The organism is Arthrobacter sp. CP30 (genome assembly GCF_053470025.1).
The window spans coordinates 1-15,586 of sequence record NZ_JBQEMM010000009.1; the positions used below are offsets into that span (position 1 = coordinate 1).

15 protein-coding genes are annotated in these 15,586 nt (G+C 72.4%); 10 read left to right on the forward strand and 5 right to left on the reverse strand.

What is annotated here, in order from left to right:
* The 8 genes from ACTIMO_RS12250 to ACTIMO_RS12285 all read left to right on the forward strand — a co-directional run.
* A partial coding sequence (locus ACTIMO_RS12250) for a MinD/ParA family ATP-binding protein (protein WP_448182590.1) occupies nt 1–695 on the forward strand: 695 nt, incomplete at its 5' end.
* A gap of 87 nt (nt 696–782) precedes the next feature.
* Nucleotides 783–1,349 (forward strand): type 1 glutamine amidotransferase domain-containing protein, encoded by a 567-nt coding sequence (locus ACTIMO_RS12255; protein ID WP_055767941.1) that lies wholly within the window; start codon nt 783–785, stop codon nt 1,347–1,349.
* A 137-nt stretch (nt 1,350–1,486) separates the two neighbouring features.
* Entirely contained in the window at nt 1,487–2,536 is a 1,050-nt protein-coding gene (locus ACTIMO_RS12260; RefSeq protein ID WP_448182591.1) for an ATP-dependent DNA ligase, read from the forward strand.
* 49 nt (nt 2,537–2,585) lie between these two features.
* A complete protein-coding gene (locus ACTIMO_RS12265; protein WP_448182592.1) occupies nt 2,586–3,527 on the forward strand; it encodes a DUF2797 domain-containing protein in 942 nt (313 codons plus the stop codon).
* A gap of 45 nt (nt 3,528–3,572) precedes the next feature.
* Nucleotides 3,573–3,803, forward strand: coding sequence for a hypothetical protein (locus tag ACTIMO_RS12270; RefSeq protein WP_055767946.1), 231 nt, complete (start codon nt 3,573–3,575; stop codon nt 3,801–3,803).
* A gap of 72 nt (nt 3,804–3,875) precedes the next feature.
* Nucleotides 3,876–4,325 carry an FAS1-like dehydratase domain-containing protein gene (locus ACTIMO_RS12275; RefSeq protein ID WP_055767948.1) on the forward strand — a complete coding sequence of 150 codons (450 nt, stop codon included), beginning with the start codon at nt 3,876–3,878 and terminating at the stop codon, nt 4,323–4,325.
* 2 nt (nt 4,326–4,327) lie between these two features.
* The gene (locus ACTIMO_RS12280; protein WP_055767951.1) at nt 4,328–4,768 is read left to right on the forward strand and encodes a MaoC family dehydratase; all 441 of its coding nucleotides are present in this window, start codon (nt 4,328–4,330) and stop codon (nt 4,766–4,768) included.
* Complete coding sequence (locus tag ACTIMO_RS12285; RefSeq protein ID WP_414826601.1) at nt 4,765–5,856, forward strand: UDP-N-acetylmuramate dehydrogenase; 1,092 nt, start codon at nt 4,765–4,767, stop codon at nt 5,854–5,856. The genes ACTIMO_RS12280 and ACTIMO_RS12285 overlap by 4 nt, the downstream gene beginning before the upstream one ends.
* 12 nt (nt 5,857–5,868) lie before the next feature.
* Here the strand turns inward: ACTIMO_RS12285 and ACTIMO_RS12290 are convergent, their stop codons facing one another.
* The 4 genes from ACTIMO_RS12290 to ACTIMO_RS12305 form a co-directional block, all read right to left on the reverse strand.
* The gene (locus ACTIMO_RS12290) at nt 5,869–6,297 is read right to left on the reverse strand and encodes a hypothetical protein (protein ID WP_157365750.1); all 429 of its coding nucleotides are present in this window, start codon (nt 6,295–6,297) and stop codon (nt 5,869–5,871) included.
* Between the two features lie 142 nt (nt 6,298–6,439).
* On the reverse strand, nt 6,440–7,579 hold the full coding sequence (gene asd, locus ACTIMO_RS12295) for an aspartate-semialdehyde dehydrogenase (RefSeq protein ID WP_082471261.1): 1,140 nt from the start codon (nt 7,577–7,579) through the stop codon (nt 6,440–6,442).
* A 53-nt stretch (nt 7,580–7,632) separates the two neighbouring features.
* Entirely contained in the window at nt 7,633–8,196 is a 564-nt protein-coding gene (locus ACTIMO_RS12300; RefSeq protein ID WP_055767959.1) for a dihydrofolate reductase, read from the reverse strand.
* Entirely contained in the window at nt 8,193–8,972 is a 780-nt protein-coding gene (locus ACTIMO_RS12305; RefSeq protein WP_055769234.1) for a thymidylate synthase, read from the reverse strand. The genes ACTIMO_RS12300 and ACTIMO_RS12305 overlap by 4 nt, the downstream gene beginning before the upstream one ends.
* Nucleotides 8,973–9,123: 151 nt before the next feature.
* Between ACTIMO_RS12305 and ACTIMO_RS12310 the strand changes: the two genes are divergently transcribed.
* Both ACTIMO_RS12310 and ACTIMO_RS12315 read left to right on the forward strand, forming a co-directional pair.
* Nucleotides 9,124–13,101, forward strand: coding sequence for a Pls/PosA family non-ribosomal peptide synthetase (locus ACTIMO_RS12310; protein WP_448182679.1), 3,978 nt, complete (start codon nt 9,124–9,126; stop codon nt 13,099–13,101).
* Entirely contained in the window at nt 13,091–14,461 is a 1,371-nt protein-coding gene (locus tag ACTIMO_RS12315; protein ID WP_448182593.1) for a M1 family metallopeptidase, read from the forward strand. The genes ACTIMO_RS12310 and ACTIMO_RS12315 overlap by 11 nt, the downstream gene beginning before the upstream one ends.
* A 97-nt stretch (nt 14,462–14,558) precedes the next feature.
* Here ACTIMO_RS12315 and ACTIMO_RS12320 read toward each other — a convergent pair whose 3' ends face one another.
* Nucleotides 14,559–15,425, reverse strand: coding sequence for a 4'-phosphopantetheinyl transferase family protein (locus tag ACTIMO_RS12320; protein ID WP_448182594.1), 867 nt, complete (start codon nt 15,423–15,425; stop codon nt 14,559–14,561).
* Between the last annotated feature and the right edge of the window lie 161 nt (nt 15,426–15,586).

The window sequence follows — 15,586 nt, forward strand, 5'->3', positions numbered from 1 at the left end:
TCGCCGCGGTGTTCGCCCGCAACGGCGGGGCGCCCGTCCTGGCCTGGGACAACAACGAGACCCGCGGCACGCTCGGGTGGCGGACGGAGCAGGGCCCGCACGAGGCGACCGTCCTCGACCTCCTGCCGCAGACGGACGCCCTCCTCGCGCCCTCCGCGCAATCGGCCCTCCTGGCGCGATACGTCCACCACCAGACGGCGGACAAGTTCGACGTTCTCCGGTCCAAGCCGGACGTCCTCGCCACGCAGCAGAAGGTGACCTCCCAGGACTTCGACGCCCTGCACGAGGTCGCGTCCAAGTACTTCAGGCTGAACGTCATCGACTCGGGCAACGACGAGACGGCCGAACGCTGGCTCCGCATGATCCACCACACGGACCAGCTCGTCATCGCCACCACGACCCTGGAGGAACACGCCGAGGCGGGTGCGCTGCTGCTCGAGGCGCTGCGGGCGCGGGGCGGTCGCTACGGCGAGCTGTCGGAGCGGGCCGTCGTCGTGGTCAGCCAGTCGGACAAGAACGGGACGCAGGCCCAGGCCCGGGCGATCGCCGACGGGTTCGGCGACCTGGCCCGACGCGCGGTGACCATCCCGTTCGACATCGCACTCCTCAAGGGGCGCATCCGCTTCTCCGCGCTGCGACCGGCGACGCAGCGTGCCTGGCTCGCAGCCGCGGCCGCCGTCTCGGAAGGGCTCTGAACACAGATACTCAGCTTGCTTATCACTTCGTTGGTTCCTAGGCTGGGTGGACGTACGCCAGCCACGCTCTACGCAAGGGAGAACAGCATGTCCACACACGACATCTCAGGCAAGAAGGTCGCCTTCCTGCTGACCGACGGGGTGGAGCAGATCGAGCTCACCAGCCCCTGGGACGCGGTCAAGGAAGCGGGCGGCGTACCCACGCTCGTCTCGCCCGCAGCGGGGCCGCTGCAGGGTTTCAACGGCATGGACAAGGGTGACACCTTCGACGTCGACCTCGCGGTCTCCGACGCGAAAGCGGAGGACTACGACGCACTGGTGCTCCCCGGCGGCGTCGTCAACGCCGACTTCCTGCGCGTCGACACGGACGCCCAGCGTTTCGCCCGCGCCTTCTTCGAGCAGCACAAGCCCGTCGCCTCCATCTGCCACGGGCCCTGGCTGCTGATCGAGGCGGGCGTGGTCGATGGCCGTGACCTGACGTCCTTCCACACCCTGGCCACCGACCTGAAGAACGCCGGCGCCAACTGGAGCGACGAGGAGGTGGTTGTGGACCAGGGACTGGTCACCAGCCGCAACCCCGGCGACCTCGACGCCTTCAACGACAAGCTCCTCGAGGAGATCGAGGAAGGTCCGCACGAGGGCCAGACCGTCTGAGTCGACGGCGAGATGCCTCGCGAACGGCGACCCGGGTCCATCCGGGTCGCCGTTCGCGTGACCGGACCTCCACCGGCGCACGGCGTGCGAGGGGCGGCGGCTGGCCGGATCCGCCTCCGATGCGACAGGATCAGGACATGACAGAGCTGCCGTTCCCCCTCCAACCGATGCTGGCCAAAGCCGTCGACGCCGTGCCGGACCAGGACAGCGTGCCGGGCGGGCTCGTCTACGAACCGAAGTGGGACGGCTTCCGCGCGATCATCCGCATCCAGGACGGGACGTGCGAGATCGGCAGCCGCGGGTCGAAGATGCTCACGCGCTACTTCCCCGAACTCGTCGACGCCCTGCTCGAGCACCTGCCGGAGCGGTGCGTGGTCGACGGTGAGATCGTGGTGCGCCGCGGCGAACCGGGGGCGGAGCGCCTCGACTGGGAAGCCCTCTCCCAGCGCATCCATCCCGCGGAGAGCCGCATCAGACTGCTGGCGGCCCAGACGCCGTCCTCGTTCGTCGTCTTCGATCTCCTCGCCATCGATGAGACGGACCTCACCGCCCTGCCCTTCCGCGACCGGCGCGAGGCACTGGAGGGCATCGGCCAGTCCTTCGGCGGAGCGGTCCACCTCTCCCAGGTCACGCGCGACGTCGAGCTCGCCCGCCGCTGGCTCGTCGAATTCGAGGGCGCGGGGCTCGACGGCGTGGTGGCCAAGCCCCTCGCGTCCGCCTACGAGCCGAACAAGCGCCGCATGCTCAAGGTCAAGCACCACCGCAGCGCGGACACCGTGGTCCTCGGGTACCGCGTCCACACGTCCGGCCAGGGCGTCGGATCCCTGCTGCTCGGGCTGTACGACGAGGACGGCGTACTGCAGAACGTCGGCGGCATCTCCGCGTTCTCCACCAAGCGGCGGCTCGAACTCGTCGACGAGCTCGAGCAGGACGTCATGCTGGACGACCACGGCGAGGTGCAGCGGGGTGCCACCGAGCGCAGCAGGTTCGCCTCGGGCAAGGACGTCTCCTATGTGCGGCTGCACCCGCGCCGCGTGGTCGAGGTGCGGTACGACCAGATGGAGGGCTCCCGCTTCCGGCACACGGTGCAGTTCGAGCGCTGGCGGCCCGATCGCGACGCCGGCTCCTGCACCTTCGACCAGCTCGAGATCCCCGCAGCCTACGACCTCAGCCGGGTCCTGGCCTGACCGCGCCGCGCGGCCCGTCGCCGTCGTCGGTGACGCCTAGGCTTGGACGATGACTCCGATCCTCCTCTGCGGCGGTCCGACCTGGGGGGCCTCGGTCCCCGCCCTGTCGCTGCATGCCGTGCCCGGGCAGGGCGGGGCGGAGGACGTCCCGGGCGCGCCGGACGGGGATCTCCCGCTCGACGTCGGCACCCGGGTGGCCTTCGAGGTCGCCGGGGAGGACCGCTACTGCCTCGGGTTCCACCGCGTGCACGGCCGCGACGACCGCACGTGGGTGCGCTGCGTCGGCCAGGCGCCGGCGGACAGGGGCCACCAGTGCGGCCGGTGCTTCGTGCAGGACGATCTGCGGTTCATGCATGACATCCACCGCTCGGGGATCGCCCCCGCCGGGCTCAAGCGCTATCTCGAGCAGCCGCACTGGCTGTACGTCGCGACCTTCGCCGACGGCGCCACCAAGGTGGGGACGGCATCGCACCTGCGCAAGCACGCGCGCCTCGTGGAGCAGGGCGCCGTGGTGGCCCAGTTCGTCGCGCACGCAGCGGACGGCCGCGTGGTGCGGGTCCTCGAGGACGAGGTCACGCGGACCGTCGGCCTGCAGCAGGCGGTGAGGTCCGGAGCCAAGGCCGCTTCCCTGTGCACGCCGCTGCCGATGGCCCGGCTCGAGCACCTCAACGACGGGTTCGCCCTGGCGGCGCGCGGCCTGCTCGACGGCGGTCTGGGAATCGACGGCTACGAGGTGGTGCACGAGGAGTTCGAGCCGCCGCCCTCCTGGGGCGCCGTCCTCGGGCACCCCGCCCTCCAGCCCTACCCCGAGCCCCTGACGCATGGCCGGCACGGCTTCACCGTGCGTCAGGTCCTCGGTCCCTCGGCGCTGGTCGCGATCGACGGCACCGAGGTACTGTTCGTCGTCGATCTCGCGCAGCTGAAGGGCAGGCGTCTCCGCTTCGGGGACTTCAGCACGCCCGTCCCTGCCGTGCAGGAATCGCTCTTCTGAGGTCCCGCCCGTCGGCAGCGACGCGGACGGCGGTAGAATCGCATCATGCTGAACACGCCCTGGGAGACCGGCTCGGACCTGTACCGGAAGCTGGTGGTCTCCGCACTCGTGACCACGGGTATCGGCATCCTCATCGCGGTCCTCGGCGCGGCGACCGACCAGAGCGTCCTCGTCGTCACGGCGATCCCGATCATCGTCGCCGGTATGGTCTGCCACCTCGCCGGCATGGTGGTGCGGTCCCGGGACGTACGCCGCCGCCTGCGGGACCGCAGCTGACCCACCCCGGCTCCGTCCGCCGGTTCCACCCTGCGCGGCCGTCCATCCTGTCCCCTTCCATCGGAGGATCCATTGACCATCGACCCAGACCTGCAGGGACGCAGCTACCCTGCGGGTGAGATCTACTCCGTGGGACGCGAGGCCATCCGCGACTTCGCCCGGGCCGTCAAGGCGACGCACGCCGCGCATTTCGACGTCGACGCAGCGGTGGCGCTCGGACACGCCGACCTCGTCGCGCCGCCGACCTTCGCGATCGTCGTCGCGCAACGGGCGGATGCGCAGCTGATCGCGGACCCGAGCGCGGGCATCGATTTCACGCGCGTGGTGCACGCGGACCAGCGCTTCGTCCACCACCGTCCCATCGTCGCCGGTGACGAACTGGTCGCCGAACTGCACGTGGACCAGGTCCGTGCGATGGGCGGGGGCGCGATGATCACCACGCGCGCCGAGATCTCGACGGTCGACGGCATCCACACGGCGACGACGACGTCGTCGCTCCTCGTCCGCGGAGAGGACCAGTAGCCATGAGCGCACGATTCGCCACCCTCGAGGTCGGTCAGCAGATCGGCACCCGCACCATCGACGTGACGCGGCAGGACCTCGTCCGCTATGCCGGTGCGTCCGGGGACCTCAACCCGATCCACTGGAACCAGTCCTTCGCGGAGGGAGTGGGCCTCCCCGGCGTCATCGCCCACGGCATGTTCACCATGGGGGCCTCCGTCCAGCTGGTGACCGACTGGTGCGGGGACCCCGCCGCCGTCGTGGACTACCAGACGCGCTTCACCAAGCCCGTGGTCGTCGAGGACACCACGGCCCGTCCCGGCGAGCCGGGCGCCGTCGTCGAGGTGACCGGCACGGTCGGCGCGCTCGACGCCGAGCGGTCGACCGCGCGCATCGACCTGACCGTCACCTACGGCGGTCAGAAGGTCCTCGTGAAGGCGCAGGCCGTGGTGAGGCTGCCATGAGCGCCCCCGTGACCGGCCCGCGCCTGGCCGACCTCACCACCGCGCGCGTGGGCGGTGCCGCCCGGACCCTCGTGGAGGCGGCTACCGAGCAGGAGATCGTGGCGGCCGTCCGGGCGGCGGACGCAGCGGGCGAGCCGCTGCTGATCGTGAGCGGGGGATCGAACCTGCTGATCGGCGACGACGGCTTCGACGGGACCGTCGTGCGCATCACGTCCTCGGGGTTCACCGTGGACGACGACGACGCCACCTGCGGCGGGGTCATGGTCAAGGTGCAGGCCGGCCACGACTGGGACGACCTCGTCCGGTACACCGTGCTCCACGCGTTCTCCGGGCTGGAAGCCCTGTCCGGGATCCCGGGCTCCACCGGGGCGACGCCGGTGCAGAACGTGGGCGCATACGGCTCGGACGTGGCGCAGACCATCGCGACGGTCCGCACCTTCGACCGCGAGACGGACAGCATCAAGAGCTTCACGAACTTCGAGCTCGGGTTCGGCTACCGGGACTCGCTGCTGAAGCGCAGCACCGTCGGCGGGTCTCCCCGCTACGTGGTCCTCTCGGTGGAGTTCCAGCTCGGTCTCGGCCGGATGAGCAAGCCCGTGCGGTACGCGGAACTGGCGGCCGCCCTGGGTATCGGGGTGGGGGAACGGACCTACGCGAACGATGTCCGCCGGGCGGTCCTGCGCCTCCGTGCCGGCAAGGGGATGGTGCTCGACGCACCCGATCCCGACACCTGGAGCACCGGTTCCTTCTTCACCAACCCGATCGTGTCCGAGGACGTCGCCGCAGCGCTTCCCCCCGATGCGCCGCGCTATCCCGCCGGTCTCGAGGGCCAGGTGAAGCTCAGCGCGGCGTGGCTGATCGAGCGCGCGGGCTTCTCGAAGGGCTTCGGCCTCGGGGACGACGACGGATACGCCGCCGCTGAGGGCCGGGCCTCCCTCTCGACGAAGCACACGCTGGCGGTCACGAACCGGGGCGGGGCCACCACCTCGGACCTGTTGTCCGTGGCGCGGCTCGTACGGGACGGCGTCGAGGCGCGATTCGGCATCCGCCTCGAGCCCGAGCCGCTGCTCATCAACTGCTCGCTCTGAGGCGAGGACGGGTCACAGGGCGGGAGAGCGCCGGGCCTGCTCAGCGGCGGCCCGGGTGAGGACGACGTCGTCCCAGCTGTCCTCCCGCTGCACGAGCCGGCGCGAGCACAGCCACTGGGCCAGCCGGGAGGCGACGCTGATCTGGGCCAGCCGGTCGTGGAAGTCGGGGAGCAGCTGCGGGACGGCGAGGAAGTCCGGGAGCGCGTGGAGCAGCTCCCGCGCTCCGAGGAGCCGTGCGTAGGGAGCCTCGGCGTCGAACTGGCGTTCCAGCTCGAGCAGCTCGCGCGCGGGTCCCTCGAGCCCCGCGGCGGCCACCTCCTCGAGGTATCCACGGAGGTGGGACTGGACCCGCTCGTAGCGCAGCAGGCTCTCCGGATGCCGGGTGTGGCCGCTCACGGCGAAGAAGCGCCGGAGGATGGTGTCTGCGTTCATCGGGTCCATGCGCCCATGGTGCCGCCGCCCACCGACTTTTTCAGACACCCGCCACGACTGCCCCTGCCGGTCCACCGGGTTGCCCGGTCCCGCCCGCCGGGGGACGGGCGGTGTCCTCGCCGTCGTCGGACCCTGCGACGGGCCGTGCGGGCTAGAGGTTGCCGGTCGCGATCATCAGCATGCGGCGCAAGGGCTCGGCCGCACCCCACAGCAGCTGGTCACCGACGGTGAACGCACTGATGTAGTCCGGGCCCATCTCGAGCTTGCGGATACGCCCCACGGGGACGGTCAGCGACCCGGTGGCGGCGACCGGCGTCAGGGACGCCAGCGTGTCCGTCTTCGTGTTCGGGATGACGCGGACCCAGTCGTTGTCCGCCGCGATGATCGCCTCGATCTCACCGACGGGCAGGTCCTCGGTCAGCTTCAGGGTCAGGGCCTGCGAGTGCGAGCGCATGGCGCCGACCCTGACGCACAGTCCGTCGAAGGGGATGCGCGCGTCGGTGCCGAGGATCTTGTTGGTCTCCGCGCCCGCTTTCCATTCCTCGCGGGACACGCCGTTGCCGAGGTCGCTGTCGATCCACGGGATGACGGAGCCGGCCAGCGGCACACCGAACTGGGAGGCCTCCAGGCTCGGGTGGCGCTGCTTCGCGAGGATGGCCCGGTCGATGTCCAGGATGGCCGACGCGGGATCGTCGAGGTTCATCGCCACGGTGCCGTGGAGGTCGCCGAACTGCGTGAGGAGTTCGCGCATGTGCCGGGCGCCGCCGCCCGAGGCCGCCTGGTAGGTCATGGACGTGCCCCACTCCACGAGACCGTTGCGGAAGAGCCCGCCGAGGCCCATCAGCATGCAGGACACGGTGCAGTTGCCGCCGATGAAGTCGCGGACGCCGCCCGCGAGGCCCGCGTCGATCGCGGACCGGTTGACCGGGTCGAGGACGATCACGCTGTCCTGATCCATGCGCAGGGTGGAGGCGGCGTCCAGCCACAGCCCGGACCAGCCCGCGTCGCGCAGCTTCGGGTACACCTCGGAGGTGTAGTCGCCACCCTGCGCCGTCACGATGATGGGGAGCGTGGCGAGGGTCTCGACGTCGTAGGCGTCCTGCAGGGGGTCCGCGCCGTCGGCGAAGGACGGCGCCGCGCCGCCCGCGGCCGACGTCGAGAAGAACACGGGGTTGATGCGGGCGAAGTCGCCCTCGTCCTGGAGCCGCTGCATGAGGACCGAGCCGACCATGCCGCGCCAGCCGACGAATCCGACGGACGGCAGGGCGGCGCTCTCGGGTGCTGAAGTCATACGCCCAGTTTAGGCGGGAGGGGGAGTCCGGCCCGCTTTGTGACCGGCCCGGCTCAGTCCTGCCTCGTCCAGAGACTGATCCGGTACCGCGGACCCCTGGAGGACTCCAGCCAGCCCGTCTCGGGCGTCAACGCGGTGAGCGACCAGTCCGGACCGAGGGCCGGCGCCAGGGTGTCACCCTCCGCGGCATCCTCGACCACCGTGACCAGGGCGGCGTGGGCGTGGGCCATACCGTCGGCGTACACGCGCCCGCCGCCGATGATCCAGACCTCGTCCGCTCCCGGGGCAGCCGCAGCCGCTGCCAGCGCGGCGTCCAGCGACGGGACGACGACGGCGCCGGGCAGATCGGTGACGGAGGTCGAGATGACGATGTTGGTGCGGTCCGGCAGGGGCCGGAAGCGCTCGGGGAACGATTCCCAGGTGCGGCGGCCCATGATCACCGGGTGCCCCGTGGTGGTCGCACGGAAGTGCGCGAGGTCCTCGGGGACGTGCCAGGGGATGCCGCCGTCCTTCCCGATCACCCCGTTCTCCGTCTGCGCCCAGATCATGCCGATCACGGGCCTGGCCCGGACCGCGTCGGAGACCGTCACGGCCCGGGGCGGGCTGTCCTGGCTCATACCGCGACCGGCGCCTTGATGGTGGGGTGGTGCCGGTAGTCGAGCACGGCGAAGTCCTCCAGCTGGTAGTCGAAGATGCCGGCCGGCTTCCGGGTGAGCTCGACGCGCGGGTACGGGTACGGGTCGCGGGACAGCTGCTCCGCGACCTGCTCCACGTGGTTGTCGTAGACGTGCACGTCCCCGCCCGTCCAGATGAACTCGCCGGGCTCGAAGCCCGTCTGCTGGGCGACCATCAGGGTCAGCAGGGCGTAGGACGCGATGTTGAAGGGCACGCCGAGGAAGGTGTCCGCGGAGCGCTGGTACAGCTGGCAGGAGAGCTTGCCGGGAGTGCCGTCCTGGCCGGGTGTCACGTAGAACTGGAAGAACACGTGGCAGGGCGGCAGGGCCATGTCCTTGATCTCGGAGACGTTCCAGGCCGAGACGAGGTGGCGGCGGGAATCGGGGTTGGTCCGCAGGGCCTCGACGACCTGCGCGATCTGGTCGATGTGCCCGCCGTCGGGCGTGGGCCACGAGCGCCACTGGACGCCGTACACGGGGCCGAGCTCGCCGTCGTCGTCCGCCCACTCGTTCCAGATGGAGACGCCGCGTTCCTGGAGCCAGCGCACGTTCGAGTCGCCGCGGAGGAACCACAGCAGTTCGAGCGCCACCGACTTGAAGTGCACGCGCTTGGTGGTGATCAGCGGGAAGGACTCGGCGAGGTCGAAACGCAGCTGGCGGCCGAAGACACTGCGGGTCCCGGTGCCCGTCCGGTCGCTCTTCGCCGCGCCGTTCGCCATGACGTCGCGCAGCAGGTCCTCGTACGGGGTGGGGATGGGGGAGCTCACCCGGCAAGTCTAGAGCGGATGAGGCGCCGGTAGACTTCCGGGGCCGGGGGAGAGCGCCGGTCATCTGCCGTTCACCTTGCACCGGAAGACTCCAGCCGTGACCATCCCCCCGCCCGAGGCAGCCCCCACCGTCGATCCCACCGTCGACCCCGCCGTCGATCCCACCGTCGACCCCGCCGTCGACCCCGCTGTCCGGCAGGCGCAGTTCGCCGCCGCCGGACGCGCGCCGGAGCCCCGGACGCTGCTGGACATCCTCCACGCGACCGCCGCGGCACACCCCAGCGCCTCCGCGCTCGACGACGGCACCTCGGCCCTCAGCTACGCGGAGCTGGTTGCTGCCGCGCAGGCGTTCGCCGGCACCCTCCGGCGGGCGGGGGTCGGCCGTGGGGACTCCGTCGGCGTCCGCCTGCCCTCGGGTACCAGCGAGCTGTACATCGCGATCCTCGGCGTCCTCGCGGCGGGCGCGGCCTACGTCCCCGTGGACGCCGACGATCCCGACGAGCGCGCGCTCGTCGTCTTCGCCGAGTCGCGGGCCGCCGTCGTCGTCGGGCCGGGCCTGGCGCTCACCCCCGCGGGACGCCCCCGGGGGATCGACGGAGGACCGACGCCCGACGACGACGCCTGGATCATCTTCACCTCCGGCTCCACCGGCACGCCCAAGGGGGTCGCCGTCACGCACCGCTCGGCCGCGGCCTTCGTCGACGCCGAGGCCCGCCTGTTCCTGCAGCGTGAGCCGATCGGCCCCGCCGACCGCGTGCTGGCGGGCCTGTCCGTCGCGTTCGACGCCTCGTGCGAGGAGATGTGGCTGGCCTGGCGCCACGGTGCGTGCCTCGTCCCGGCGCCGCGCGCCCTCGTGCGGACCGGCGTCGACCTCGGTCCGTGGCTGATCGCCCGCGGCATCACGGTCGTGTCCACGGTGCCGACCCTCGCAGCCCTGTGGCCCGCGGATGCGCTCGAGAACGTCCGGCTGCTCATCTTCGGCGGCGAGGCCTGCCCGCCGGACCTCGCGCAGCGCCTCGCCGTGCACGACCGCGAGGTGTGGAACACGTACGGGCCCACCGAGGCGACCGTCGTCGCCTGCGCGGCGCGCCTCGGCGGTGGTGGACCCGTCCGCATCGGCCTGCCGCTGGACGGCTGGGACCTCGCCGTCGTCGACGGATCGGGCGTGCCCGTGCCCGAGGGCGCCGTCGGCGAACTGATCATCGGGGGAGTGGGCCTGGCCCGCTACCTCGATCCCGCGAAGGACGCCGAGAAGTACGCGCCGCTGCCGACCCTCGGCTGGGACCGCGCCTACCGCTCCGGGGATCTCGTGAAGCTGGAGGCGGCGGGGCTGGTGTTCGTCGGCCGCGCGGACGACCAGGTGAAGCTCGGCGGGCGGCGCGTCGAGCTCGGGGAGGTCGACGCCGCGCTGCAGGCCCTCCCGGACATCGCCGGGGCGGCCGCCGCCGTGCGGACGACGCCGTCCGGCAACCAGCTGCTCGTCGGGTACCTCGTCGCTGCCTCCGCCGCCCCCGACCTCGCGGCGCTCCGCGCCCTGCTGGCCGAGCAGCTCCCCGCGGCCCTCGTGCCGCTCCTGACCGTGACCGACGCGCTGCCCACCAAGACCAGCGGCAAGGTGGACCGGGACGCGCTGCCCTGGCCGCTTCCCGGCAGGGAGGAGGCCGGGGGCGCGGCGGCGCTCGAGGCCCTCGACCCGCAGGTCCAGTGGATCGCCGACCAGTGGGCCGCCGTGCTCGGCACAGTCCCGGTCGACGGGGACGCCGACTTCTTCCTCCACGGTGGCGGCTCCCTCGCCGCGGCCCGGCTCGTCTCCATGATCCGCGCCCGCTACCCGGTCGTCACCGTCGCGGACGTCTACGCGCACCCGCGCCTGGGCGCGCTCGCCGCGCTCGCGGCGAGCACGGGCGACGGCGTCGAGCAGCAGGCCGCCCCCGTCCGGACCGTGCGGCGCACCAGCCGGAGGTCGCAGGCCTTCCAGACCCTCCTGGGGATCCCGCTGCAGCTCCTCGCGGGCATGCGCTGGCTGACGTACGCCATGATCGCGACGAACGTCCTGGCAGGCCTCGGCGTCCTCACCGCCGCGCCCACGGTGCCGTGGGCCTGGGTCGCCGCGTCCTGGCTGGTCTTCGTGAGCCCCTTCGGCCGCATGGCCCTCTCCGTCGCCGCCGCCCGTGTCCTGCTGCGGGGCGTCCGGCCCGGTGTGTATCCGCGGTCCGGCAGGGTGCACCTGCGGCTCTGGCTCGCCGAGCAGATCTCGGACAGCGTCGGCGCCGTGGGTCTGGCGAGTGCCCCGTGGGTCCCCGTGTACGCCAGGGCCCTCGGGGCGAGGATCGGGCCCGACGTCGACCTCCACTCCGTCCCGCCCGTCACGGGGTTCCTGACGCTCGGTGCAGGCGCCTCCGTGGAGCCGGAGGTGGACCTCTCCGGCTGGTGGATCGACGGCGACCGCGTCCACGTCGGCGCCATCGACGTGGGCGCCGGTGCCGTCGTCGGTGCCCGCAGCACCCTGATGCCGGGCGCACGGGTCGGCGCCCGGGCGGAGGTGGCACCCGGATCCGCGGTGCAGGGCGCGGTGAAGGCCGGACAGCTCTTCTCCGGGTCGCCGGCGGTGCGGGAGGGCCGCGCCCGGCAGGACCGGCCCGACGCCCCCCCGCCCCGCTCGCCGTTCCGTGCGCGCATGGCGTTCCTGGCCTTCGCCGCAGCATCCGGTGCGCTGGCGCTGATCCCGTTCGTCGCGGCCGTCGTGGCGTCCCTGCCCGTGGTGGCGGCCCTCCGGGGTGCGCCGTCGCTCGCCGCCGCCTGGCCCACGCTCGTCGGTCCGGTGGTCCTCGCCGCCGTCCTGTGGCTGCTGGTCAACGCGCTCCTCGTCGTCGTCACCGTGCGGCTGCTCGGCCTCGGACTGCAGGAGGGCCACTACCCGGCACGCAGCCGCACCGGGTGGCGGATCTGGGCCACCGAACGCACGCTCGACATGGCGCGCGACCTCCTCTTCCCCCTCTACGCGAGCCTCGTCACGCCGGTGTGGCTCCGACTGCTCGGCGCGCGGGTCGGACGGAACGTCGAGGCATCCACAGTGCTCCTGATCCCGGCGATGACGACCATCGGTGAAGGGGCGTTCCTCGCGGACGACACCAGGGTGGCGTCCTACGAGCTCGGTGGCGGCCACCTGCGCATCGCTCCGGCGAAGATCGGCCGGCGCGCGTTCCTCGGCAACTCCGGCATGACGTCGGCCGGCCGGCGCGTCCCGAAGAACTCGCTCGTCGCCGTGCTCTCGGCAACCCCCGCGAAGGCGAAGGCCGGGAGCTCCTGGCTGGGCAGTCCGCCGTCGCGCCTGCGCCGCTTCGCGGTCACGGGAGACAGCAGCCGCACCTTCCGGCCGCCTCCCCGGCTCAAGGCCGCCCGGGCGTTCTGGGAGCTCTGCCGGATCGTGCCGATCATCCTGACGGTCATGATCGCCGCCGCCTCCCTGGTCATCATCGACGCGCTCGCCCTGTGGGCCGGGCACGCGGTCGCAGCGCTGCTCAGCGGCCTGGTGTTCATGGCCCTCGGAGCCGTCGCCGCGGGAAGCGCCGTCCTCGCGAAGTGGCTGCTCGTAGGACGCATCCGGGCGGGGGAGCACCCGCTCTGGAGCTCGTTCATCTGGCGCAACGAGGTGGTGGACACCTTCATCGAGAGCGTGAGCGCCCCGTGGTTCGCCCGCGCCGCCAGCGGGACACCCGCCCTGGTGTGGTGGCTGCGTGCGCTGGGGTCGAAGATCGGGCACGGCGTCTGGTGCGAGAGCTACTGGCTCCCCGAGGCGGACCTCGTGACGCTGGGCGCCGGGTCCACCGTCAACCGTGGCTGCGTGGTGCAGACGCACCTCTTCCATGACAGGATCATGAGCATGGACACCGTGGAGCTCGCTGCAGGCGCGACCCTCGGCCCGCACAGCGTGATCCTGCCCGCGGCGGACATCGGCTCCGGCGCCACCGTGGGGCCCGCCTCGCTCGTCATGCGGGGAGAGACCGTTCCCGCCGGCAGCTCCTGGATGGGGAACCCGGTCAGCTCGTGGACCGGGCCCGGACCCGTGCGTGGGCAGTAGCTCCGAGGGCTCCGCGCCCGATTCCTACACGCCGGGCAACGGCAGCACCGCCTACCGCGTGAAGCACTACGACCTCACCCTGGACTACAAGCTCGCCAGCAACCGCCTCTCCGGCCGTGCGGTCCTCACCATGGCCGCCCACCGCGAACTGCACCAGCTCGAGCTCGACCTGAGCGGGCTGCGGACCACGAAGGTCACCTCCGACACGGTGCGCGTGCGCTCGTTCAAGGAGCGGGCGGGCAAACTGGTCGTCGCCTTCCGCGACCCCGTGCCCGACGACGCCGAGCTACGGCTCGACATCCGGTACGAGGGGAACCCGGCACCCATCAGCGGTACCTGGGGGGACGTCGGCTGGGAGGAGCTCACGGACGGCGTCCTGGTGGCCGGGCAGCCGACCGGTGCGCCGTCGTGGTTCCCCTGCAACGACCACCCCTCCGGCAAGGCGGCCTACCGGTTCACCGTGACCACCGACGCCGGCTACCGCGCGGTGTGCAACGGCGTCCTCGTCGCGCGCATCGCGAAGTCCAGCCGCACCACGTGGGTGTACGAGCAGTCGGAACCGATGCCCACCTACCTCGCGACGGTGCAGATCGGCCGGTACGACCTCGTGGCGCTGAACGACCCGGCGCAGCCCGCCGTCGGCCTTCCCCGCCATGCAGGCGGGGGACGCGGGACGGGGCGTCCCGTTCCCCAGTACGCGGCCGTGCCGGCGGCCCTCGCGCACGCGGCGAAGGCCGCCCTCGGCCGGCACCATGAGATGATGACCGCCTTCGAGGAGCGCTTCGGGCCCTACCCGTTCCCCCAGTACCTCCTGGTGGTGGCGGACGACGACCTGGAGATCCCCCTCGAGGCGCAGACGCTGTCCATCATCGGGCGCAACCACCTCGACGAGGGCTGGGAGGCGCAACGGCTGATCGCGCACGAGCTCGCTCACCAGTGGTTCGGCAACGCGGTCACCACCGCCCGCTGGCAGGACATCTGGCTGCACGAGGGTTTCGCCTGCTACGCGGAATGGCTCTGGTCCGAGGCGAGCGGGGCGACGACGGCGGAGGCGCACGCGCGCTCGACGCACCAGCATCTCGCCCGTGAACCCCAGGACCTCGTGATCGGCGACCCCGGCGCCGCGGACATGTTCGACGACCGCGTGTACAAGCGCGGTGCACTCGCGCTGCATGCGCTCCGGACCGCCGTGGGCGACGACGCCTTCTTCGGCCTCCTCCGTTCGTGGACGGCCGGGTACCGCTTCGGTTCGGTCACCACGCCGGACTTCCTCGCCTTCGTGACCCGCACCCTGCCCGGGACCGATGCCGAGGTGCTCCTCGGTCCGTGGCTGCACGCCGCGGCGCTTCCCGCCCTGTAGCGCGGCTCGTCCTTCAACGGTCCACGGCAGCCCGGGCCCACCGCCCTGCTCGACGCGCGCGGCCTGCAGCGCGTCGGCCGAGGGCCACGGCCCGGGACTAGGGCCCGACGGCGACGGCGGCCGCCAGTCCGTGCCCGGTCAGCAGCACTCCGTCGATGCGGTGCAGGTCCCTGACCCGGGCATCGTCGAGGACGTCGAGCTCGTGCGGCTCGAGGGGTCGTGTACCGCGCCCCGGGCCGCTGTGCGCCTCGGCGCCTGCACGCGCACCCGTCGGGGGACCGGCGCCGGCACCCGGGTCCGTGCCGCCGCCGAAGCCGGTCCCGAGAGCCTTGGCCACGGCCTCCTTGCGCGCCCAGAGCCGTGCCCGCGTCGCCGCGCGTCCGTCCGGTGGCGTCCCGTGCACGGCCCTGCGCTCGCGGACCGTCAGGGCCACGTCGTCGAAGCCGTCGAAGTCCACCTCGGTCACGGCGGTGAGGTCCACGCCGAGGCTCTGCTGCTCGTCCGCCCGGTCGCCGGTCGCGGTGAGGCCGCCGACCAGGACGAACCCCGCGGCGCGGGAGAGGCTGAGGGACAGGGGCGTCCGTACGCCGTCCACGGTGTAGCCGGGCCTCCCGTGGTCGGACCCGCCGGCGGGCGAGCATCGCGGGCAGGAGAAGTCCGAGCGGAGGCGTCCGGGGCCGACATGGAGCAGCTCCGCGGCGAGCTCCCGGAGGGCCGCACGTCCGGCCACGAACTGCGCTGCCCGAACCGGATCGACGAAACGACCGGCGCGCTCACGTTCGAGGGCATCGAGACCGTGGACCTCGTCGAAGCCGTCGAGCCGGGCAGGGGCCCGCCGGCCCGGTTCGCCCGACGCATGGGGCGCCGGGTGCAGGCCGGGGGTGGGGCCGGTCCGGAGGAGCCGCACGACGACGCCGGACGGCTGCGCCGGGGAGGCGGTGCCGGGCAGCGAGGGGGACGTCATCACCCCATGATCGTCGATGGATGCTCCGCCGAGGTGGTCCTGCGGACGGGTGCTGGGCGGAGGGGCCCTGCGCAGGGGTGCGACGCCCGGTCCGTGCCGGTGGACCCCGAGTGGCAGATGCCTGGTGAGGGACGCCTGATGAGGGGACCCCTAGAGACGGA

Bases quoted from the DNA above. Each gene is read 5' to 3' on its own strand.
- ACTIMO_RS12255 (WP_055767941.1), top strand. From the start codon at position 783: ATGTCCACACACGACATCTCAGGCAAGAAGGTCGCCTTCCTGCTGACC.
- ACTIMO_RS12260 (WP_448182591.1), top strand. From the start codon at position 1,487: ATGACAGAGCTGCCGTTCCCCCTCCAACCGATGCTGGCCAAAGCCGTC.
- ACTIMO_RS12265 (WP_448182592.1), top strand. From the start codon at position 2,586: ATGACTCCGATCCTCCTCTGCGGCGGTCCGACCTGGGGGGCCTCGGTC.
- ACTIMO_RS12270 (WP_055767946.1), top strand. From the start codon at position 3,573: ATGCTGAACACGCCCTGGGAGACCGGCTCGGACCTGTACCGGAAGCTG.
- ACTIMO_RS12280 (WP_055767951.1), top strand. From the start codon at position 4,328: ATGAGCGCACGATTCGCCACCCTCGAGGTCGGTCAGCAGATCGGCACC.
- ACTIMO_RS12285 (WP_414826601.1), top strand. From the start codon at position 4,765: ATGAGCGCCCCCGTGACCGGCCCGCGCCTGGCCGACCTCACCACCGCG.
- ACTIMO_RS12290 (WP_157365750.1), bottom strand. From the start codon at position 6,297: ATGGACCCGATGAACGCAGACACCATCCTCCGGCGCTTCTTCGCCGTG.
- asd (WP_082471261.1), bottom strand. From the start codon at position 7,579: ATGACTTCAGCACCCGAGAGCGCCGCCCTGCCGTCCGTCGGATTCGTC.
- ACTIMO_RS12300 (WP_055767959.1), bottom strand. From the start codon at position 8,196: ATGAGCCAGGACAGCCCGCCCCGGGCCGTGACGGTCTCCGACGCGGTC.
- ACTIMO_RS12305 (WP_055769234.1), bottom strand. From the start codon at position 8,972: ATGGCGAACGGCGCGGCGAAGAGCGACCGGACGGGCACCGGGACCCGC.
- ACTIMO_RS12320 (WP_448182594.1), bottom strand. From the start codon at position 15,425: ATGACGTCCCCCTCGCTGCCCGGCACCGCCTCCCCGGCGCAGCCGTCC.